1 protein-coding gene (cut by a window edge) is annotated in these 24,054 nt (G+C 70.3%); it reads left to right on the top strand.

What is annotated here, in order from left to right; all coding sequences use genetic code 11:
* The first annotated feature begins 57 nt into the window (after nucleotides 1-57).
* A protein-coding gene (locus tag M2163_RS02625; RefSeq protein WP_280892991.1) for a lonely Cys domain-containing protein crosses the window boundary here: on the top strand, nucleotides 58-24,054 show its 5' portion. The gene runs 16,584 nt beyond the window's last position; the window shows 23,997 of its 40,581 coding nt (coding positions 1-23,997); its start codon is at nucleotides 58-60; its stop codon lies beyond the right edge, outside the window.

The raw sequence follows: 24,054 nt of genomic DNA, 5'->3' as shown, positions 1-24,054 counted from the left end.
GGAGGCAGCTGTGTCGTCATGTCCGTATGTGTTAGCGGGTGATCGTCGATGGCTTTTATGTCGGATAACCCTCTGGATAATCTCCCGCAGTGGGTGCGTAATCTTTTCTTTCTTTTGACGGGTGAGCTGCTTACTGACGCCAATTCGGTGAAGGCGTATTTCGATCGTCTGCCCTATGTGGCGTTGGGGCGGGAACTGAATGCGTTGCGTGGTCAGCTGGCCAAGGCGGGCGATGATATCGCCAGGGCTTTGCCTGATGAGGTGGGGAGGGCTTACCGGCGGGCGGTGGGTCCGCTCATCGGTGAGGGCGGCCAGGATATTCTGCGTGATTTTGCTCGTTCTCTGGATGAGATTGCGGAGAATCGCCGCAAAGCGTCCACGAGTATTTTGAAGGCTCAGTGGGACATTGTTGCGGAGCTTGTCCGGCTCGCGATTGAGATTGCTTTCCTGACGCTGCTCTCGTATTTCACGGGTGGTCTGTCGGCCAGTCAGATTTTTCTGGCGAAGCTGCGTTCGCGTCTTGTGCTCCTTCTGACCGTGAATCGTCTGCTGAAGTCTCTGCATGTCGCGCCGTCGTTGACCGAGGCGATCGATGAGATTCTGCAGTCGATTGCCGTGCAGGTGGCGTTGATGAAGTTCGGTCCGGACGGGCGCCGGCCGCGTGGTCTTGATGGCAAGGATATTTATCTTTCTGGCTTGACCGGTTTCCTGGCGGGTGGGCTCACGAGTCTTGTCGGGAACTTTGGCAAGAATGTTGTTGATGGTTACAAGCTGAATTATTTGAAGATTGGTGATGATTTCAAGCCCGGTCCGGATGGGCTGGGTGGTGTGGGTCGTCTGACCGGGGGGCCGCATCACAGGCCGGGTCCTGATGGCAGTCCGGGGGCGGAGGTGAATCGGCTTCCTGATGGGAAGTCGGGTGGTGGTCATGGGCTGGGCGGGGGCCTGAATTCGTATTCTGGCGGTCCGGGGCGTTTTCCGGATTCCTATAATTTCCGGCTCGGCCCGAATTCGTGGCGTAATGGCCGGGTGTGGCAGTACAACACGGACCGGCCGTGGGCGTTGGGGGGTTATTACGGGCTGAAGGGTACGGACGAGTTTTTTGCGGCGGGTGTGGGTGAGACGGCTGCGGAGGTGCTCGTCAATGGTGCTTTCTATGGGGACTGGTCGTGGCAGTGGCACACGTTCCTGGGCGCGGGCCTGAGTTCTTTTCCTGAGGCGGTGTTCAGCGGTGCCGGTGTGAATGGTGGTGCCCAGCTGCGTGGTGTGATCGACAGGCTCACCGGCGGGTTCCGGGGCCATTCGGGCGGTGGGCCGGTCACCGAGACGGGCAAGGGCTCGGACGCCGGCAAGGGCACCGACGCGGACACGGGCAAGGGCTCGGGCGCGGGCGTGGATGTCGACATGCTTGGTGATCCTCCGCCGCCGTATGTTCCGGGTGGGCTGCTGCCTGCGACGGAGAGTCTGCCGCCCTCGTCGCTGGTGTCGCCGCCTCCGTCGTCGTTGTCGCCGTGGCCTGCGCCGTTGTTGCCGTTGTCGTCGGTGCCGGACGGTTGGTCGGTGGCCGGTGGTGAGGGTGAGTTGTGGGGGCATTTGCTTGGTGGGTCCGCGGGGGTGCGGGAGCGGCTTCTGGTTGATCTTGCGGCGTTGCGGGGTTCGGCGGAGCCGGGGCCGGTTGAGGTGGAGGTCCGTGAGCATCTGCATGAGCGCTTGACGGGCGGGCCTGACGGGCTTGTGGGGTCCGGGGTGCGGGTAGTGCCGGTGGGTGAGGGCCCGTCGGTGCTGGGTGATGCCGAGGAGGTCCGCCGGGCGCTGGACGGGCTGGGTGTCCCGGTCGTGGTGGACACGCCGCCGGTCGCAGGGGCCTCGGGTGCGCAGCGCGTGGTGAATGGACCCGATACCTCGGATGTCTCGGACTCCGGTGCGGCTGGTGCTGCCTCGCCGTTGGACGTGCGTGGTGGTTCGGGTACCGGTGTCGGGCCGGGTGTGACGGGCGGGGCCGGGGGTGTCGTGCAGCGTCCTGGGCCGGTGGAGTCACCGCCGGCCGGGGTCGTGCCGCAGGGCTCGCCGTCTGTGGACGCCGACGCCCCCTCGCCCTTGGATGAAGACGGTTCGCCCTTCCCGGGTGGGGATGGTTCGCCCTCTCCGGTTGTCGGCACCTCGTCTTCGGATGGGGATGGTTCGTCGTCTCCGGGTGTCGACGCTGTCCTGGGTGAGACGGGCGCTGCTGGCGGGGCTTTTGGGGCGGGTGCTGCTGGCGAGTCGTTGGTGAGGGTGGTGGTGTCGCCGGGGCCGTTGCCGTTGCCGGGTGTGGGGTCGGCGGGGGCGTCGGAGTTGCTTGATCTGGTGGGTGCGGATCAGGTGGTGGTGCTTGGGCCGGTGGTGCAGGACGGGGTGGGGCGTGTGGTGCGTCCTGCTGTGGAGTTGTTGCGGGAGGGTCCGGAGGCTGCGGTTCGGGTGCGGCCGTTGGCTGGTCCTGTGGTGGCGCCGGGTGGTGGCGGCGCCCGGGATGTGGAGGCCGGTGCCGGCGGTGCTGCCGGTGCTGTTGGTGATGTTGCCGGGGGTCAGGCTGGTAGGGGTCTGGCGGGTGTGGTGTTCCCGGGCGCGGATGTGTTGTTGCCGTTGGCTGATGCTCTGGGTGTGGTGCCGGAGTCGGTGGTTCGTCTTGTTACGGAGAGTCCGGGGACGGTTGACGGGAACCCGGCTGATCCGGTTGATCCGGCTGGGGCTTTGCGGGTGGCTGGTGAGGGGGCGCCGGGTTCGGTTCCGGGGCTTGACAGTGCGGGGTCTGACGGGTTGCGGCCTGTGACGCAGTCCGGGTCCTCGTTTGAATCCAGTCCTTTGGTGGTGTCGGGGTCTTCAGCGTCGTCCGGTTTTGAGGGTGAGCCGGCCAGGGATGTGTTCCTGGAGTCGGGCGGCGGGTTGGACGCGGATGCTGTTCCGCTGCCGGACTCGGCTGTGCCGGTGCCGTCCGTGTTTGCCGCGACCGCGACCGAGCCGGTGTCGGTGTCGGGTCGGGTGGCGGTGCGGTCGGCCGGGGGGCTCATTGAGACGGTGGATGGGGCACCGGTGCCGGTGGAACGGTTGCGGCGCTTGGTGTCTGAGTCTGCGGCGGGGCCGATGGCGGGGCGTGTGGTGGAGCGGTTGACGGTGTCGCAGCCGCCGTCGGCCGACAATACGCCGCAGGGCCGGGACCGTATGGCGTTGCTGGGGCAGAACACATTCCGCCATGTGCGTACCACCTCCACGTCCGAGCCTGCACCCGCGTCCTCTTCCGCACCTGCGCCCGCGACCAGTCGTGCACCCGCGTCCACGTCCACTCCTGCAACCGAGCCCGCGTCCACACCCGCACCTACGTCCACTCCCGCACCCGCACCTGCGCCCGACGCCGCCTCCGCGTCCGCTGCTGCATCTGTGTCTGGGCGGTTTGTGTTCTCGGGTGGGTCTGTGCCGTTGCCTGGTGGAGGGACTGGGCGGGGTGTGGATGTTTTTGTGGGGCACGGGACGTCGCGGACGGTGGTGTTGGGGACGGACGATCCGGATCGTCCGACGGTGCGGGTTTCGGGTCCGCAGCTGGGGCGGTTGTTGTTGTCGTGGGGCGCGGGAGGGCCGGATTCCCGCTGGGTGTTGTTCTCGTGTGAGACGGGGCGGCAGCCTGCGGTGGCGGGTTTGCCGGTGGCTCAGCATGCGGTGAATGTGCTGGGGGACGGGCCGGTGGTGTGGGGTCCGACCACGGCGGCGGGGACGGCGCGGGGTGCCGATGGTTCGGTGCATGCGGTGCTGGCGGAGGGGGTGGACGGGCCGGGGCGGTTGCGGATGTTCACTGCCGAGCCGGCGGATGAGGCGCTGGATGATTTGGCGCGTGTGGTGCGGTTGCATCAGGGGGCGGGGCCGGCGGACGGGTTCGCGCGGACTCGGACGTTGCAGCAGGTGCGGACGGTGCGGGAGGTGTTGGATGATCCTCGGGCTGAGCGGAGTGTGGAGAATCACCGGCTGCTGGCGGGGCTGGCGTTCGTGGATGGTCTGCGGTGGCGTGATGCGCGGGTAGCGGCGCGTTACGGGGATGCGCGGATGACGGCGGATCTGCTGCGGCGGATGGTCCGTGACTACCGTGGTGTGGCCGGGTCGGGGAGTGGCCCGGTCGGGGTTGGTGTGTCGGGTTCGGGGGCGGAGCCCACGGTCGGGGAGTACCGGGCGTTTTTGGACGCGGCGGAGAGGCTGTGGGAGGAGGCGGGGGCGGACGCGACGCTGGATGCGTTGTTGCCGCCGGTGTCTGTTCTTTCGCCTGATCATCTGGTGTCGCCGGGTGATGCGGCGGGGCTGGCGGTGGCGCCGTCGGCGCGGGTGGTGTGGTCGCTGTCCGACACCCCGCTCCCCCTCGCGCAGCTGGGGCTGAATGCCGAGGACACCGCCGAACTGACACGCCGCATACACAACCCGCAAACCACGGGGCACGTCCTGGACGATCCCGGCCAGGACGTGCCACCTCCACACGGGCCCGCCCACCGGCCCGGATTGGCCAACACCGTACATGCGGACGACACGGCCTTCCGGCGGCTTCCCACACCGGCGGACGGCAACAGTCTCTTCCAGGCACTGCTCGACACCGCGCGCAGCCAGGAGGTGCCGCCCGCCTGGGCGGCGCGGAGCATCGCCGGACTGCGGTCGCTGCTGCGCGAGAGGCTCACCGATTCCGAACTGGCCGCCACCGCGGACCAGGTGCTGGGCGATCCGGTGCTCGCCGTGGTGGACCAGTTGCGGATGGCCGCCTTCAACGCGGAGCGGGACCCGGACGAGAAGACCCGGATCCTCGACGAGTGGAACCGGATCGCGCAGACGGTCGTCGCCGACGGCAACCCGGTCGAGTGGCAGCGGATCCTCCACGAAAGCCCCTATCCGGAACTGGCCCAGGTGGCCCCTACCCCGGATGACGCCCGGCGCCTCGGCTCCGGAGGGCTGCTGGCCGCGGCCGCCGAGCGGCCGGGGCTGTGGTCGTCCCCCTTCGCCGGCCTGCTCCCCGAGGCGCTGGTGCACACCCTGGACCTGGATCTGCGGATCGTGGGCCCTGACCCGCACACGCCGGGCAGCATCCGTGTCACGTTCTTGCATCCGGGCGGCCGCGGCGGCACCCTCCACCTCGCGCACGACGGCACCGACCACTACGACGGCCTGATCCCCGTCGAGGCCCTGCCCACCGAGGGAACGCCGCCGCCCTCCGCCGCGGACCAGTCCGTCCCGGACCAGTCCGCACCGGATCAGCACGGCGCCACGCCCGCCCCGGACTTGGTGCGTGACGAGGGCGGCGACCGTGACACCGAGACCCCCGACCGGGGCGACCCGGTCCCGCTGGAAACCCAGCTGGAGCGCTACCGCCCGGCACGGCTGATAACCGGTCGCGACGTCACTCCGCCGGGCCCGCCACCGCGCACCGTCACCTTCGAGGACGGCAGCCGACTGCCGGCCGCCCTCATCAGCCCCGACGCCGACCCCCTCGAAGGGGACGACGGCAGTCCGCAGACCGCGCCGACCGGTCTCTTCACCGGCCTGGGCGCCGTCACCCTGCGCTCGCCCGAGCGGGTCGCCGAGGAAATCCTTGGGCAGTTGCCGGCGGACGTGCGCGCCCAGTTCGACGAGGCGGAGCTGCTGGGCCTGCTGAGAGAGCAGCCCGGTGCCTTCACCGCCCCGCGCGGTGCTCGGTTCGTGGGGCGGGAGAAGTCCGGTGTCGCCCACGAGATGACGGTCGAGGCGGTCCCGTACCACCGCTGGGAGCGTTTCTCCGACGTGAACGGCACCGCCATCCGCATGATCACCCAGCAGGCCGTGATGTCCGGTACGGGCGGTGGGCGCACGGTCGGCTTCGGGCGCCGGTTCGGCTTCGGATTCACGGTGGCGACACCGATCAGCTTCCTGGTGCGGGTCAGTGCTTCGCTGGGCTGGCTCCGCAAGACCGGATACAACCTCGCCACCCAGGCGGTCAACCAGTTTGAGTACCGGACGCAGGAGGGGTCGCACCTGCACCTGGACGACGTGCATTACCGGGTGCGCGTGGTCCGGGTCACCGAGGCGCCGAAGACCGGTGGCCGGAACAGCGGGACCGAGTCTCCCGAGTCGGGCCCCCGCTGGGAGCGCCGCCCGGTGCACCAGGCGGAGTTCGCCGTACGGGACGGGCTGAGCTGGCGGCTGCCGGACGTCCTCACCGTGCCCAGCGAAGGACTGCGCAGGGCACCCGAGTCGCTCACCTTCCCGGATGGGGTCGAGTCGCGGGCCGGTGGAGCCATCGCACTGCACCTGACGGACCCGCCCGAGGACCTGGCCCTCGCCATCTCCGGAGCCCGGCCGGGTAGTTCGGCCCACCGCACCCTGGTCTCCTTCCTCCGGCCGGGCCGGCTCCTCGGGCTGTACGGGCGGCTCTCCGGAGAGGTCAGCGGGCCCGAGCTGACCCGAGGGCGCGGTCAGCGTCCGTTGGGGCACCTCATCGTGGAACGGTCCATACCGCACCGGGCCACCCTGGTCGCCGAGTCCGTCAAGGCGGAGTTCCGTGACACGACGCAGACCACCTTCAAGAACGAACGCGGTCACGCCCGCGAGACGCTGCTCGGCGTCGAAGTCGCCACGGGCCCCTCGCAAATCTGGCCCGGCCCGGAGGTGGACGTACGCCTCCGGGCCGGGCCGGTGGGCCGGTTGGACCTGGCCGCCGGGCGAACCCACCAGGTCAGCGTCGACGCGACCCGTAAGGTCATCGGCCGCGTACGCAACCAGCCGATCGCGCTCTACCGGGTGGAACGCACCATCATGGTGCGCGGGGCCGGCCAGCCGCGCTCCGCTGCCCGTCCCGTCCGGGTGGTCAGCCTGGACTGGATGACCACCCAGGACGCGCGCCGACTGGCCGGCTGGGACAGCCGTTCGCCGGGGCAGGCCGGTCCGAACCCGGAGGCCGAGCCGCCCGCGCCGTGGTACCTGACTCGGGAGGACCCCGTCCACCTGGGCGGCCAGACGCGCGTCGAGGGCTTCCGGCCGGTCAACGCGTCGAACAATCCGCTTCCGGACCGTGAACAGGAGGGGCAGGAGTCCTCCTCGTGGCAGGACCACGACGGACAGCCCGGCATCGCCAATCCCCAGGACCCCCGCTTGAAGGCGTTCGCGGACAGCGTCCTCGACGCCCTGCACGCTTTGTACCCGATGCTGTTCGTCCCGCCGTCCATGCGGGAGCATCCGCGACTGGCCAGGTTCTGGTACGGCGACAGCCGGGTGCGGACCGGTCTGGACAACGAGCGGCAGGTGCGCGAAGCCCTGAACGGCTCCACGCTGGAGAAGGTCCTGGACGTGCTGCAGACCACCGGGATCCCGGTGATGGTCGTCGAGGACGGCAAACTCCGCCGTGGTCACCACACGGTGATCCTGAAGGTGAGGCTCTCCGACCGGCGGTACGAGACCTCGATGACTGAGAGGACGGTGCGTGCCGGGCTGGTGGGCACGGAGGTCGCGGGGCAGGGCCAGCAGGCGTCCAGCGCCCTCTCCGGCGGGTCCGAACTGGGTGTCTCGGCGCGCAACCACGACGACGACGCCGAGGCCGGGGCGCCGGAGCACAGCGGATTCGGCGTCTTCGGCGCGCGGTTCGGCCGGACCGTCCGAAAGGGCGGCCGCAGCTCGGTCACGTCCGTCCACGACCACCTGGTGAGCTTGGAAGGCGCCCATCTGTTCAGTTACCGGGTGGAGCTGACCGCGTCCTTCGAGGGGCACCGCCGCCCGCGCGGCTGGACCCGGATGGTCACCGTGGGCATGCTCGGTGCGGGTCTCTTCGTCAGCAAGGTCCACGAGCGCCCCCTGTTCAGCGAGGGCGGCGAAACGATCGGCCGCGTGGAACTGTCCGTCCCCATGGCACACAGCTCCGAGCGGTACGCACCGGCAGGCACCCCGCCCGCGGAACCGGCCCCCGCACCCGCGGACTTCTCCGCCGCGGAGGCGGAGCTGCTGCTCGACGGCAGTCTCACGCAGAACACCGACTCGGACGACCAGCGGCTCACCGATCAACTGCTCAGAGCCCCGCACGTGGTGGTCAGCGTCGAGGGCGGAGAGGAGCGTCAGCGGCTCGTACAGGACGCCTCCGAACGAGCCTCGGGCAATTCCTGGCATGCCAGCGCGCCCGGCTCCCCGGTCCGTACGGCATTGCGCAGGGCGATGGCGAACCTCAGCATCGCGGGTCAGCTCGGCCAGTACCTGGGCCCGTTCGGCTCCCGTGTCACCGGACTCCACGGTGCGGGGCCCCTCCAGGTCCACTACTTCAAGGCCGCGATCCGCGGTGAACTGCACAACCTGCGCGTCCAGAGCGACCCGAAGCAGGCCAAATTCGAAGCCACCCTCGGCTACGACCACCGGGTCGCCGGCACCGAGAGCGACACGTCCCGCGCCACCGTCGGCTTCCAGGGCGCCCACCGGCCGCTCGAGCACGTCTCCGGCCAGGAGACGGCCGCCATCGGCAACCATGGTGTGGCACCGCAGTACGCCTGGGGCTGGGGCGGTGTCACCTCGCGGACCGTCAGCCGGGGACGCAGCAACATCCTGTCCTACGCGGGGCGTACGTACCTGGTGGTCGCCGACGTCGTCGAGTCCCTCGCGGTGAGGGACCGCTGGACGGCCGCGATGGGAACCGTGGGGACCCGTTCCGGTGCAGGTGTCAGGTCGGTGGCCGGGCGGCTCGGTCGCACCCTCGACCGAGGCCGGGCCGCCGTCGCAGCCGGAGCCCAGTACATCCGCGACGCGGTGATGTTCCATCTGCCGATGCGGGACGCCATCGAGGCCGGCCTCGCCCCGGACGGCCTGGGCACCACCACCCCCTCCGCCCTCGGCGGCGGCTACCGCGTCCCCGCTCTCCTGGACCGGCGCTTCCTCACGCATCCCAGCGGCCGGCTCGACGGCAGCCCGATCGTTCCCGTGCTGATGGAGCAGCTGCGGGAGATCGGGGTGCCCTCGCACGACCGGGAACAGATCCTGCAGCGGCTCTCCCCGGACTTCCTCCGCGCCCATCTGCAGCAACTGGTGACCGAGGGGGTGACCCTGCCGGTCCGCTACCGTGCCTGGTCCCGCCCCCACCACCTGCCGGTCGGTGGCAGTCCCGGACAGATGCAGTTCAAGCTGACCCCGGTCACCACCACCGTGGAGCGGCTGCGCACCGGCTTCGAGCTGGAGGACTACCGCACCGCCGGCCGCGACGCCTCCGACGCCGCATACCAGGACCACGGCACCCTGGTGGCGTACGCAGGTGGCCATCGCCCCGCCGAGAGCGGCGTCCTGGCCGTCAACCCCGCCCTCCAGGGCGCCGCGGCACACCAGCGGTCGACCACCCGGGGTGAGACCGCCGGCGCCAGTTCCTCCCCCAACCTGGTCACCACCCAGGCGCTCGGTGAGATCGTCACGACGTACGTCCTGACCGTCACCATGACGGACGCGGCCGGCGACCGGCTCCCCCCCACCGCCAGTGCCACGGTCGGCAGCGTCAACGAGTACGTCCCGATCGGCCTGCTCACGCCGGACGGCGACGGCGCGGACGGCGCCCTCACCGAGCAGGAGGTGCCCACACCGGAGCGAGCCGTGCGGATGCTGACGGCGACTCAGACGGACCAGAGCAGCATCGACGCCTGGCGTCTTCCCGTGGGCGACCCGGCGAGCGGCCGCCCCGACCCGGACGTGCTGCCCTTCGACGACCGGCTCGGTACCGGATTCGTCGCCATGGACGTCCTCGGCGCGTCCAACGTGCGGGACGCCCTGACCCTCGCCACCGCCCGCGCCGACGGTCTCCACGCACCCGGCGAGGAGCGCGGGAAGCGCTACACCGGTGACGATCTCGCCGCGCAGGTGCGCGCCGCCCGCCGTACCTCGCTCACCGCCCTCGGCACCGCTCCGGCCCAGTCCCAGCACGACGTCACGGCTCAGGTCAGCCTCTCCTCGGGCCTGCGCGAGTCCCTCGGTGCGAACGGCTCGCCGCTGCCCGTCCAGGCGTCGGCCGAGCTCCTGGGCCAGTTCCACACCGCGAACTCCCGCCTCTACGCCAGGATGCACCGGCGCGGGGCGCGGCTGCTCGCGGTGGAGAACGCCCCGCGCATGGAGAACATGGATCGTGCGAGGACCGCCGACGGGTTGACGGTCGGCATCCTCGACAACATCGACAGCGCCGGGGGTGCCACGCCGTTGGTGGGCGCCGACAGCGTGGCTGCCACGGTGCCGTTGGGAGCCACGAACGACGGCACGGCCGCCAACGCGACCGTAGACACCATGCTCGGCATCCACCGCATGGCGGTCGCCGCCCGCAGCATGCTCTTCGCGGTGCCCGTGCGCTGGCTCGCGGTGGTCGAGGCCGAGCACCGGATCACCCACGGCCGTCCGCTGCGGTGGTTCGGCACGGGCGGACGCGGACGACGCGCGGCCGAGGCCGAGACCACCGCTCTCATCTGGCTGCGCGAGGACCTCGCCCGGGACTACGGCCTCGTGGACGACACGACGTTCCCCACCGAGGTCGCCGACGCGTGGGACGCCATGGCCAAGGCCGCGGCCGACCTCGCCACGGCCGAGAAGCGCTACTTCGACGCACGGGCACGGACCCGCGACACCTGGCTCGACCTGAGCGAGGAGGAACAGGCAGCGCTCGGCGGCCCCACGGTGTTGTCACAGGACATGTCCGCCTCCCCGGCCGTCACAGCCTGGCAGGCGGCCCGCGACGAGGTACGCCGCTGGGAGCAGCGACTCGACGACGCCGCCGCGGACCATCACCGGCTGTACCTCGCCGCGTCCCGGCTGACCGCCCACCATCAGGGCTCGCCCCTGGTCCCGGTGCCGGACGCTCCGCAGGAGTACACCAAGCCGATCTGGCCGACCGAGGCACCCGAGCCGTACACGATCACCGCCGGCGACCCCACCGCCCGGCGCGCCCTCACCTCTCCCGACGGCATCACCGTGCGCGAGCTGTACGAGGTGCCGCACGACGGCGCGTCGTTCTACCACGCGCTGTTCGCCGCCGCCTCGGTGCGCGGCAGGCTGCCCCACCTGCTCGGCACCGACCTCGCCGACCGCTTCGTTAACGCCCCCGGCGACCCGGACGTCACCGCGGAGGCCGTCGACGCCGCCCGGAACCGCCTCGCCCGGGCGCTGGGCGAGGACGGCAACGAGGACCTCGTCGAGGCCCTTGCCCTGGACGCCACGGACACCTTCACACAGGACGAGATCGACGCGGCGGGTGTGCGGTTCACCCCGGCGGAGCAGGCCGAGTTCGACACCTTGGGCCGTCTCCCGCAGAACTTCTGGCCCACGCCGGAGCAACGGATCGGGCTGGCCGTGGCGGCCCTGTCCCGGCCGTTCGCGCCCGAGCCCCGGCAGGGCGCCGCACAGAGCCAGGGCGACAGGTCCGCCCCTGCCGTCGGCCGCGCCGGCGACCACGGCGGCGCCGACCTGCTGCCCGCGCTCGCCGCCCGGGTGATGGGCACCCCGGTGACCGTGGTGACCGGCGAGGGCCGCGAACAGCTCTTCCTGCCGCACGGCACCGATCCGGCCACCGTCGATCCGGCCGCCGACCCCGTCCTCTTCTTCGCCAAGGGCTTCTTCCAGGCCGCCCTGCCGCCCGGCACACCGGCCCCGACCACCACCGCGCTCCCGGCCCCGGTCACGGACCCCTCCGGTACGGAGACGGAGAACACCGCTCCCACAAGCGCCGCGCCCGCGAAGCCGCACGTGCACCGCAGCCACGCAACGCCGCCCTGGATGCCGCCCAAGGACAGCACCGCCCCGCGTTACCGTGTCGACCGCCACGGCGTCCTCACCGCACCGGACGGCGCGACCTACACCCAGGGCGCTGTCACCGGCCGCGGCAACGGCTTCTTCGGCGCGCTCTCCTCGGCCCTCCTCCACGCGGCCGGACAGCCGGGACGGGACAGCGGCGAGGCGGCACGCCTGCGCGTCCGCGCCGACATGCCGCCCGCCCAGCTGATGCGCCTGAACGGCCTCCCCGGCGACCCGGGCCGGCGCGACGCGCTGTTCAACCCCCCTCCTCTGCGCGTCGAGCCCGGCGCGCCGGCACCGAGCGCCGACGCCCTTGAAGGCCATCTGCGCCGCCATCTCGCCACGGCACCGTGGAGTCCCGACGCAGACCAGGCGGTGGCCGAGTGGGCCGCCGCCGCGACCGGCACCACCGTCACCCTGATCGAGGAGAACGGCACCGCCCACACCTACCCAGGCCCGTCCGCCGACGCCCCCCACCTGCGACTGCGGCGCAGGGGCGGCGACTTCGTCCCTCTGATCATGCTGACCCCGGCTCCGGAACTGAGCGCGTCTCAGACGACGGGCACCGGTATGACGGGAGCGCAGACCGGCAGTCCGGGCGACGCGGGGCTGGTCCCGCCGTCTCCGCCCGCGCCGGAGCAGGACCCCGCAAGTGTGCCGGTACCCGCGTCCACCGTGTCGTCGGCAGACAGTGAGGTGCGCGATCTCCAGGGGGCGGATTCAGACGGGGAAGAGGCGTTCGAGCTGTATCTCCTGTCACCGTCGCCGCGGTCAAAGGCGTCGCGCTCCGCCGACGACTCCGGGGCCCCGTTCTGGACTACTGAGGGGTGGCTGAACACGGTGTTCGGTCCCCAGCAGCGCACCGTGCCGGGTGCCCGGCTCCGGGAGACGTCCGAGGCTCTGTACGAACTCGTGCGAGAGGCGTCGGGTTCGCAGTCGACTCCGCAGGCGTTGCGCAGCGGTCTGATCCGCGTCACCCGCCGGGTGCTGCATATGAGCAGTGCGGCCGGTCCGGGAGCTATGGACTTCCATCTCCTCGGCTCGCTGGCGCTTGACGCTTCTTCAGACGACTTGGAGAGCACGGAGAACCTGGCTCGGTACTTCATCGAGAGGCAGATCGAGACCGAGCGGGACGCTCTCGGCGAGGCGACGCTTTTGCGTGGAGACGACGGGAGGGTTGTCGGGCGTGACTACACCGGCGCTCAGGGGCCCGCCCCTAAGCTGGATTCTTACCGCATGCGGGGTCGGGGCCGCGTCGTCCAGCAGCCTGCTCCTTGGGACGAGGCGTATCTGGTCGTGGGTACGGCGCAGGGACGTGCTGTCAGGATCGTCACGCCGGGGCGGACCTTCTGGACAGAGTCTCCCGATGAGCTGGCCATGCTCATCTCCTACGATTCCCGGCGGCCCCGCAACGCGGACGTCGTGCTGATGCTGCCTTCTCCGTTCGCCGCGGCGGTCGCTCCTCTGGTTGCCGGGACGACGGGCCGTCAGGTCTGGTATCCGAAGGTTGCGGCCGACGTGGTCACGCATCCGACGGCCGGCACCCGCCACCTCATGCTGGATGTGAACGCTGGCTACACGGGTGAGAGCTGGGCCTCAGTCGAACCGGTGGGTCGCGGTCTGCCAGGTGCCAGCGACTTCAGTAGGGACAGTGGGTCCGACCCGGACAGCGACGACGAACAGCTCAGCAGCGATGGCGACGCCGAGTTCGAGCGCCTCGCCGACCAGGCTGTTGCGGCACGGATGATCGAAGGTCGCCGTGCCCGGCCGTTGACGACCCGTGAATACAACGTTATCGACAGGCGTGGTGCCGGGGTTTTGTTCACCCCGCCACTTTCCACGGACGTGGGCGAGGTCCGGGCCGACGACGGAGCAGACCCCGATGAGCCCGCGCTGGTCCTGCCGTACCAGGATCGCGGGGATGTCCGTATGGCCGACCGGCCGCCGCTGTACATCTCGGCGGACCGGACGCTGGCGACGCTCGTGACCGAGGACGGCACCCCGGTTCGGAGCCAGCAGGTGTACGCCACGCGTACGGCGATCGCACGTTCGTCGGCGCAGCTGGCCGCGGCCGGGGCGGGAGTGCGCCTCAAAGCCGACGAGTCGGTGGGCGTGATGTTGCCGCGGGAGGACGGTTCGTTCGGTGAGCCTCTCTTCCTGGTGGAGCCGGAGTTCCTGACGGCCTCTGGAGGGTCGGAGCACGCCTTCACGCGGGACTTCGCCCAGATGGTGGCCGGAGGGCAGACCGCGCCCCTGTCCCACATCGTCTTCCGGGGGCCCACCGGCGGTGCGATTGCCACTGCCCCGGTGAATGGGCTGCACGGCCGAGAGGTCACCGGCACTCATCACTTGGCCGATGCGCTGACGGAGGTCGCCGAAGGTACTCGCGCCGCAGGTGGTGTCACGCCGCGCTGGGCCGCGGGTCAGACGGGCCGGGACCTTCGCGTCACCGGCGGAGTGGTGGGTGCTCCCACTCCGGGCGTGCGTTATGGCCGTGCCCTCAGTTACGAGCCGCAGGACAACCCGCTGCGCTTGCGTCTGGCCTCGGCCGCGCAGCGTGCTGGGGTCAATGAGTATGCGTGGGCGGAGGTGGGCGAGGGGTACCTCATTCAGTCGATCAGCAGCATGATGGAAAGCGGCCCGCAGCTTTTCACGCACAACCACGCCAAGCCTGGTGACCGGGTCGGTCCTCATGCTCCCTACCACTTCGCGCAGGTGGTGCTGGCCAGTGAGGACGGCGCCCACCAGGTCACACTGGAGAACGAGACCCACTCGCGCAGTGAGCTCCCGGCCGAGCTGCTCGACGACGTCGTCGATGAAAATCTCGACCGCTATGGCGAGGACGAACTTCTCCGGATGGCGGAGATGGCCGGCCGACGGGCCGACGAGGCACGGCGTGGTGGTGCGGACGAGGCGGGAAGGGCCCGTCTGGAGAGCTTCGCGCGGGTGGCCAGAGCGCTGGCCGACCTTCACCAGGCGGAGCAGCTCCTCTTCTACTTCGATGAGGAGCGTCCCGAGTACGCGCTGGCGCAGCGGGAGATCGCCGAGGCGCGCTCCCGTGCGAGGGAGCAGATCCGGGCCGCCGCCCCCGTCCTGGACAGCAAGGACCTGTGGTATTTCCGTGCTTACAGCAAGCGGCCGGGAGAGTCGGCGCACGAGGTCAACGCGGAACTGCTGTCGGAGAATGCGCCCGCGTTCGCCAACCCGCTGACGACGGTTGTGGTGCACGGTCATGCTCCGCGCCGGGGCCATAGGATCATCCGGTTCGAGGAACGGCGGCACGCGCTCTCCGACGTTCACGCCGGTACGATCGACGGTCTGGCCCGGACGCTGGCGCGTGTGGGCTGGTGGAACCGGGCTCATGGCCTGCCGATGCCGTCGGTCACCATTACCGGTTACGGCAACCGCTCGCAGTCAAGCGGTCAGAATCGGGCCGATGCTGTCGGCAAGGCGCTCGGGGCCAAGTTGGCCGAAGTCCTCAACGCTTCCCAGGCCGACGTGAGCGGCCCGCGTCTTTCCGTACGTGACTTTGCACTTACGCTTTCTGCCAAGCGGGCGCGTAGCGCAGCCGATCCGGCGCACGGGCGCATCGTGACGGTTGAGATCGACGACCACCGAGCCGTCCCGGTCGAGGTCCCGGAATCATTCGGCCAGACCGCGGTTGCCGGGGAACCGGCCCTGACCGAGGCACCTGCGCCCGAACCGACGACGACCGCGGAAACGGAAGACGCCCGGCCCGCGTCCGAGGAGTCGAGCGCCGCAACCGAGCGCCCCCTGTCCCGTCCGTCCGGACAGACTTCCCAGCCGGCCCCGGAGCGGAGGAACAGCGATGCGCCCCCGTGGGTTCAGGCGCGTATCCGCTACGCCGAGGAGGCAGCCGCCTTCGACAAGCGGCTGGGCGAGTACCTGTCCGAACACGAGGCTGTGGTGGCCGAGTACCGGAAGATGGCGCAAGCGGCGTGGGCGACCGCCCGCCGTCTGCATCCGGGCAGCCTGTCGGTGTTCGGCGACAGCAGCAAGTACAAGGCCGGCGTCGTCGGCAAGTCCCGCCCGGCTCTTACCCGGGTGCTGCAGAGCGGCAATCTGCGGGAGCTTGTGGCGTTCATCTACGAGGGCATCTCCAACGACTTCGTGCCCGACATGCTCGGTGGCCGCGAGGAGCCGAACCCGGACATCGTGGCGGAGCGGCCGAGTCGGCGGCAGCGCGAGACCTACGCGGAGTTCATGCGGCAGGCGCAGGAGATTGCGCAGTCGGCGGACATGCCACCGGCGGAGAAGGAAGCCGCTATCACGGAACTCCAGGCGTCGGTGGTCACTCGTGTGCACCCCGACGACGTACGTCCCCCGTTGAGTGCGGCGGAGCGGCAGATCGCTGTCAACGATCATGGCCTGACGTGGATACCGGCGACGTCGGTGTACGACATCCCGATGAGTGCCGCATTGCAGGCGGACTCCGAGGACTCGGGTGGCCTTGTGGCGACCGGCACCGCCGGAAGCACGCACCGTTTTATGCTGCACGCCGCCCGGATGCGGGAGCTGTGGGGCCTTGACCTTGACCTCGGCCTGATCCGTGCCGGGTCGCTCGCCATCTCGCTGTCCCTGCCGCACCACACCTTCCACGAGGTGATGCGTGGCGCCCAGTTGGCGCTGAACGACGTACCCGACCGCGACCCGGCCCTGGACTACACGGACAACTGGGGCCGGTACTGGAACATCCACCCGTTCAGTGAGGAGGAGTTGCGGGAGAACGTCGCGCGGGACGGCCTGTTCCCCGATGAGCATGCTCAAGCCCTGCTCGACGCACTGAACGCGGCGTCTGGTACGGACGACGCAGAACAGCGCGAGAGTGCCTCGAACGGCCGTGTCACAGTCACGCACCGCCCGGTCCGGGAGGGCGAGCGCGGGTTCGGTGGGTTGCGTGCCGCGCCGTCCGGTGAGGTTCCGGGCGCGGTGGATGGTGGGTTGTTGCCGACTGTGGATCGGGCGGGTTCGGATCCGGCGTTGGTTTCGGTGGTGGAGCCGGTCGAGCCTGTCGGGTCGGGTGCCTTGGTGGCGGATCTGCTTGCACTGCAGGCAGGGGAGTTGTTCGAGGCGCTGGAGGTGATGGCACCGCAGCACCGGCGGTGGCTGGCTACGCACGGCCCCTTTGTGGACGGGGTGCGGAAGTCCTTGCCGGGGGAGTTCCCGCGGGTTGCGGCGCGGTTGCTGGTAGTTGTGCCGGGTGAGGTGTCGCGGCCGGTGTCGGCGCGGCATGAGGCGTATGCGTGGGCGGCGCGGATGCTGCGGGACCGGGAGGCTGCCACGCGGCTGCTCGGGTCGGGGGCGGCGATTGTGGTGCTGCCGCAGGACACGCCGTTGACCGGGTTGAGTTCGTTTGCGCATCTGGCAGGCAAGGTCGATGCCGGGTCCGGTAGGAGTGTCGGCACGCTGCGGGGGGTGACGGATGGCCTGATCGCGGTGGTGCCGGAGGAGAACCTGCTGGGCGAGGTCACTTCTGTGGGCCCGGCTCCGCATATGGCTGAGGGTTATTCGGCGGCGACGCACGAGATTGCGCATCTGCTGCACACGGTTGCTCTGACCGATGCCGACCGGGACCTGGTCAGGGATGTGTATGACGCGAAGAGGAAGGCGGATCTTGAAAGGAGGGAGAAGAGGAGGCGGGGCGAGGAGGTGCGGGGTCCGGACGTGTTGTGGCCGGACGGTGTCAACCAGGATCCGGTGACGGGCGACAACTATTCCTCGGGGAACGAGTACGAGTTCTTCGCGCAGCTCAGCAACGTTTATCTGGGGACCAACCATGGCACGGACCCGGCGACGGGCCGTTCGCGTCACAACGGTGCCGAGTGGGTGCGTGTCCATGAGCCGGAACTGCTGGGATTGCTGGAGCGGTTGTATGGCCCGGTCGGTGAGTCGGCGGCTCCTGCGGAAGCCAACCCAGTGGCGGCGACGGGGGCGGACAACGCGACGTATGAGGCGTTCCGCGACTTCATGAACGGTGTCGCCACCGCCCCCGACACGGCCGGGACGCCGTACGACGCCGCTGTACGGCAGGCCGAAATCGCCCGGGAAGCGGCCGACGGCGACGCCGGACGGCACGCTGGTGCCGACGGCGACCCGGGACAGGACCAACCGCCGCGGACACTCGGCGACTTCCTGCCGGAGGACAAGTGGTGGACCTTCTACATCGACCCCAAGAACCACCAGGCCGCGCTCGACGCCTTCCCGGACGACCCTGGCTCCTACTACGACCACGACCGTTCGCCCGGGTTCCAGCGCGGCATGGTGTCGGCGTACGCCCAGTTCCTCGACGACCCCGACACGGTCGTGACGCCCATGGACTCGACCGCGTACCGGACCATGCACGGGCTGGCCACCGCACACCTCGGGCGGGTGATCGGCTGGTCCGGCGGTGGCGCGACGCAGTTCCCGCTGCGGGGCGACGCCCTCGCCGACGACATCTTCGACGAGCGCATCGGCGACCAGCTGCTGGTCTACGACATGACCAGCCACGACTGGTCCAAGCCGCTGGCCAAACCCCGGCCGGTCACCATCCTGACCCGGTTCCTGCACAACAACCCGTCGCTGGCGACCAACTACGGCAAGGACGCGGCCCCCGATCTGGTCGACACGCTCTTCCAGCAGCACTACGCCCGCGTCTCCGATCCCGACGCCGACGACGCGGTCAAGCTCGCCTCCATCGTCCGCACGATCCGCGCCCTGCACGTGGTCCACCCGTTCCAGGACGGCAACCTCCGGTCCAACGTGCAGATCCTGCTGCCGAAACTCCTGCTGGAACAGGGCCTGCGCCCCGTCGTGCCGGACAACATGTACAGCCTCTTCCAGGGCGGCCACTCGGTACCGCAGATGGTCGACTCCCTGATCCGCAATGGTGCTCTGGACACCGGGGGGCCACGCCCGACGCTGCCCCGGTCCGTCGGGCAGGTCACGGAGGCTGGCGAGACCGAAGCCGGGACGGGTTTCGGGAGCGGTGCTGACACTGTTGCCGGCATCAGTGAGGCAACCGCTTCGGAAGGGGACGCCAAGCTTCATGCCGCGCCCGTAGGGGAGATCAGTACCGAGACCGACACCGGCACCACTGAAGCCGCTCCGGAAGAACCAGTGGCTGAACACCTGGGGACGCTGACCTTCTCCGCGGCCGGCGTGGCGTACGACGCCGCTGTACGGCAGGCCGAGATCGCCCGTGAGGCGGCCGACGCCACGGTCCATGACGCCGAGACGGAGCTGTCCCGGATCGAACAGTCGATCCAGGACGCCCGAGCCCTGCCGACCGCGGAGCAGGTGCGAGAGGCCCGGGTGGCGTGGCGGCAGGCGCGGGCCGAGACGAGGAGCATCGAGCGGATGACGTCGTCCGGTGCGCCCTCGCCGGATCTGGACGCGGCACGGGAACGTGAACAGGCTGCCAGGCGGCGGTGGAGTCAGCTCCAGGAGCGCCATCAGGGCCGCATCACCGCGCTGAGCACCGCACGGGCCGCTCTTCCCGCCGCCCGTGCCGCGGTCGAGACCGCACGCGAGAACCAGGCCCGGGTCTGGCAGTCGACCGGCACTGCGGTGAGCGAGGCCTGGAAGGAGGTGCAGCGCAGGGCACAGCAGGCCGGCACGCTGGATGTCGACACGGCGGGGGAGCCGACGCCGGTGGTCCCGTCGACTCCGTCCAGCGACCGGTCATCGACTCCGACCGTCTCCGCGACGGCGGACGGGGTGACGGAGCCGGACGGAGGCCGCCGCAGTGAGGACCCCGCCGCCACGTCGCCGACGGTGGAGGCCGACGCGGCGCTGTTCCGGGCGATCCGGTCCCTGCTCCCGCAGGGGACACCGGTTCCCGGCGCCGAGGCTGGTTCCTTGGTGCAGGTTCCGGCTTCGGTGGTGCGGGAGCACGCGCGGGCGTGGTGGTCGGAGATGGGCGGCACGCCCGAAACGACGCCTGAGGCACTTGAGCAGGTGTTCCAGCAGGTCGCCGACCGCGTGGCACAGGGCGAGCCGCACATCCCGTACATGCTTGAGGACGCGACCGGCGGGCTGGCCGACCCGGACCGCGGCGGTATGGCATTCGGCGTCGAGATCGAGTTCGAGCTCGACGAGGGCCTCACCGGCCCGGAGAAGGAAGCCCGCTACGAGTTGATCGTCGCCGAACTCGCGAAAGCCGGGCTGACCACGCAGAATGAGATCGCCGGATACCACCAGGCGGTGGACAGGGGCTACGCGGAATCCAGGGATGGATGGCTCTTGGAGCGGGACCCCACGGTGGGCGTGGAGCTGGTCTCCCCGATCCTGCGCGACACCCGGCAGACGTGGGAGGACCTGCGCACCGCCGTCCGCGTCATCCGCAGGAACGGCGGGCAGATCACGGCCCGGGCGGGCGGCCACGTTCATGTGAGCACCGGTCAGTTCGGCCATGACGTTCGCGCGTACGAGGCGTTGCGGGCGCTGTTCACCGGCCACCAGGACGTGCTGTTCCGGCTGGCGATGAACCCGCGCGCCGACGCGCATCGCGGCGACAAGCACGCCCGGCCGCTGCCCGAAGGCCCCCCTCCGTACACCACTGTCCGTGATGTCCCCAGCATGCGGAACGAGGACGCGCTGAGCTTCAAGCGCGTGAGGGGTAAGGGCACGGACCACGTGGAGTTCCGGGCGTGGGACGGCAGCCTGGACGAAGCGGAGATCCAGGCCAACGTCAGCATCTCCCTGGGGCTGGTGCACGCGGCCCTGCGGCTGGCCGACGACCCGGACCGGCTGCCGTCTGCCTACGAGCAGGTGGGCTCGCATTCCGCCGTGGTACAGCGGGTGCGCCATGCGGGAAGCGGGCCGGGGTCGGTGACGGTCTTCGAGCCGGACGCGCCCGAGGTCACCGCGGGCCTGCGCGGCATGCTGGATCGCATCTTCTGGCGGCCCGCGAACCGCGCTCAGGCCATGGCCCGGTTCGCGGTGACGTCGTGGTACGGCGGCCTGGGCGCCCAAGCCGGCGAAGCCGCCGCCGAGCTGCTGGAACCGGCCGGGATTCCCGGTCTGGAGAGGCTGGCATCGCTGGGCGGTCTCTTCGTGAACCGGCTGCCCGGAGGCGCGGTGTTCCACCCCGCCCAGAGCGCGGCGGACGAGCAAGTGGCAGCCGCGGCCGACCGGCTGCGCGCCGTGTTCCCCGGGGGCAACGCCTTCGTCGCGATGCTCGCGTTCGGGCGTCGGCCACGCGCTCCGCATGCGTTCGGCCTCGGGGGCAGCACGCCGCTCACAGTGACGGAATCCGTCCCGCTGCTGAAGCACCTCGGCTGGTCGCCCGGGACACCGCTGGTGATCGCCCTTCCAGGTGAGGACACTCCTGGATCGCTCGTCAAGTGGGGCTCAGAACTGGCTGCGGCGCTGGGGCAGCCTGTCTTCATCCCGGCCAGCGCCGACGAGTACGCCGAGGTGACCGAGATACCGTCGAGCCGCCTGGCCGACGTCCCGGGCGTGGAAATCTTCGGTCCGTCCGAGGGCGAGATGACCGACGACGGCGATATGGTCGTGCTGCCCGGGGCGGCGTGGTTCCGGCTGCCGCCGGGGCCGACGGCCGACGGCACGGGCCAGACCGACGACGCCTGGCCGGCCGGAACCGGCCTGGTGCGCTATCACTACACCGCCGACGCCGACGCCGACGTAGCAGCGACGCAGGTGTCCCTGCTGGCGTCGCCGCCCGTCTTCGACACGGCGGCCGGTCCCGCCTCCGCTGCCCCGGAAGGTGAGAACACCACTGCCGCAGGTCTCGCAGCGGCGTGGGAAGCACATGCGGGAGCGCTGTCCGTGCTCGGCGCGGCCACCGCCGAAGCCGTGGCGCTGGAGCGCGACAGCGGTGACGAGCGTGCGGTGGAGCATGCCCGGGCCAAGACGGACGACGCGCGTCGGCGGCTTGAGGACGTTGAGGCGCGGCTGCTGGCGCTGGGTGTCGCGGCGGACGCGCTGGGCGCGGCACGGGGCACGGGTGATGCGGTGATGACCGGCCTGGGCAACGAATCCGACGCCGCTGACGCGTTCTGGGCAGTCCCGGCCGACGCCCACGGGCACCGGAATACCGCGCGTCAGGTGACTGAGGAGGACCTCCCGTCCCAAGCGCCGACCCCGACCGCGAGCGAGACCGCCGGGCATGAGGAGGTGGAAGCCGCGGGCAGCGCGCTCTCTCCGGAGGCGACGGTGATAGTGCCGCTTTCGTCGGCCGGGGATCCCATGCAGGGTGTGCAGGCGGCCATGCGGGACGTGGAGTTGGGTTCGCATGCGGTCCTCGCGGCTCCGGTTGCCGCGCCGGGGGTTCGTGCGTTGCCGGTGTTGCCGTCGCGGAGTCTGGTGGCGTTCGCTCCCAGAACCGATGTGCCGTCCGCGGCGGGGGAGGCGCGTCTTCGGAAGCTGGCGTTCGCTGTGGCCGCCGCTGGGCTGCGTAACCGGCGGGTGGGTGCGGCGTTGCCGCGCGCGATCGTCACCGGCTTTGCGCGCCAAGCAGTCGGCCCGCGCGCCGCCGAGGTGGGCATGCTGCGCGCGCAGTCGACGGGCGCGGTGTTCCAGCAGATGCTGGAGCGTGCGCTGGCGGACCTTCAGCAAGGTCTTCCGGTGGGTGAGACGCGGCTGGCCGTCACTGACTTCAGGGTCGAAGCACGCGGCCTGACGCAGGTACCGGATGACCTGGTGACGCAGGGCAGGCTCGCCGGTCTGACCCGGGCCGAGTTGGGACGGCAGGCGACGATCGCCGTCCTGCTGCCGCCGGACGCCGCCGCTGTGCAGACGCTGGACCTCTTGCGGGACCGTGAGCGGGAGCTGCGGGACAGCCCGCTGGATGTGGACGCGCTTGCCCGCAGCGTGCTGCGCCTCGGCGCCGGAACCCAAGTCGGGGAGGCCCGGCGTCGTGAGCTGTTCGCGCTGGTGGACAGGGCGCAGAGCGCGTCGATGGCGACGAGTCTGGCCGCGCTGCGTGCGTTCCACCTGATGGAGCTGGGTCTGGGCGTGCCGGGCCGGACTCCGCAGTTCACGTTCAACGGCAGCCGTGTCCCTGGCCTGAACCTACTGCCGTATGCCGGCGGGGAGCTGGACACCGCTCACAGCGACATCCTGAAGCCCAATGGATTCGGTGACTTCGACGTCGTCGACACGGTGCCGACTCGCTTTTCGCAGGGCGTGACACCGTTTGTCGTGGCCGGAACGCGCGCGCCCGGCGGCTTGGCGGTGCGAACGCCCGACGGTTCCACCCATGTGGTGACCGAGGACGAGTTGGTGGAACTGATCGCGGCCTATGCGGCGCGGGAGGGGCTCACGAAGGACACCGAGATCGTGCTGGCAATTCCCTTCGCGGGCAGCGGTTACGCCGATCTGCCGCGCAAGGTGGCGGATCGTACCGGTCTGACGGTATTGGCGCACACCGGCGAGGTCCAGGTCAGGAGCCGGTCGGCGTCTGCCGGGAACTCCACGCAGCCGCACACCATCGATGTCATCCATCGTCCCGGCAGACCTCAGGGTGACTGGTTTGCGAGCCGGCCCGGTCTGGCGCCTGACCCGGATGACGACGCACCGGCCTGGCACCGCGATGTGGTGACTCAGCCCATCATCAGCCTGTCGAGCGGTGAGCAGATCGGTCGTGTTTCACATCATCCCGCCGAATTCGCGGGTCATTCTGAGGACCACACCCGTCATCTCGACCAGATGACGACGTTCGTGCACTACAACCCGGCCACGGGCCAGTTCGGCCCGGAGCTGGAGCTGCCGCGTCCGGGGCCGGAGGAGGACTCCCACAAGCTGGAGTTGCACGGGGAGCCCGGCTTCCTGGTGATGGCGATGAAGGATGGCACCAGCCGACGGGTTGACAAGCCGGGGGCGGCGGGGTGGCTCAGGCGGCGTAAGAGTCTGACGAGTCGGCCGAAGCATCACTGGCTCGACTTGTTTGTTTGCTTCAGCGGGTCGCCCGAGGACCGTGCCGTGCCGGCCGCGAATCCCACGTGGGATGGCCATCCGGGATCGTTTGTCCCCGATCCGCTGCGTGACCTCTCGATGGCGCAGCACCTCGCCAATGCGCTGGATCGCTGGGTGCGCCTGTCCTACGGCGCGCAAGCGACACTCGGCAAGGCGGGGCGGTACCTGCGTGCGGTCTTCGCTGATGCGCGGGGGCGGCTCGGGCGGTTCGATCTGGTGCGGCCGCATCCGTCGGGGGCGGAACTCGACCGGCGGGTGAGGGTCGCGGGGTTCGCCGCGGGTGATCAGGTCTCGGACGAGGAGCGTGCCCGGACGCTGGTCCTGGTGGAGGCTTTGCGGCTGGTGTTC

It is taken from the genome of Streptomyces sp. SAI-135 (genome assembly GCF_029893805.1).
In the GTDB taxonomy this organism is placed as follows: domain Bacteria; phylum Actinomycetota; class Actinomycetes; order Streptomycetales; family Streptomycetaceae; genus Streptomyces.
The sequence above is the reverse complement of the archived record's forward strand: the minus strand, read 5'-3'. Positions and strand labels throughout refer to the sequence as shown.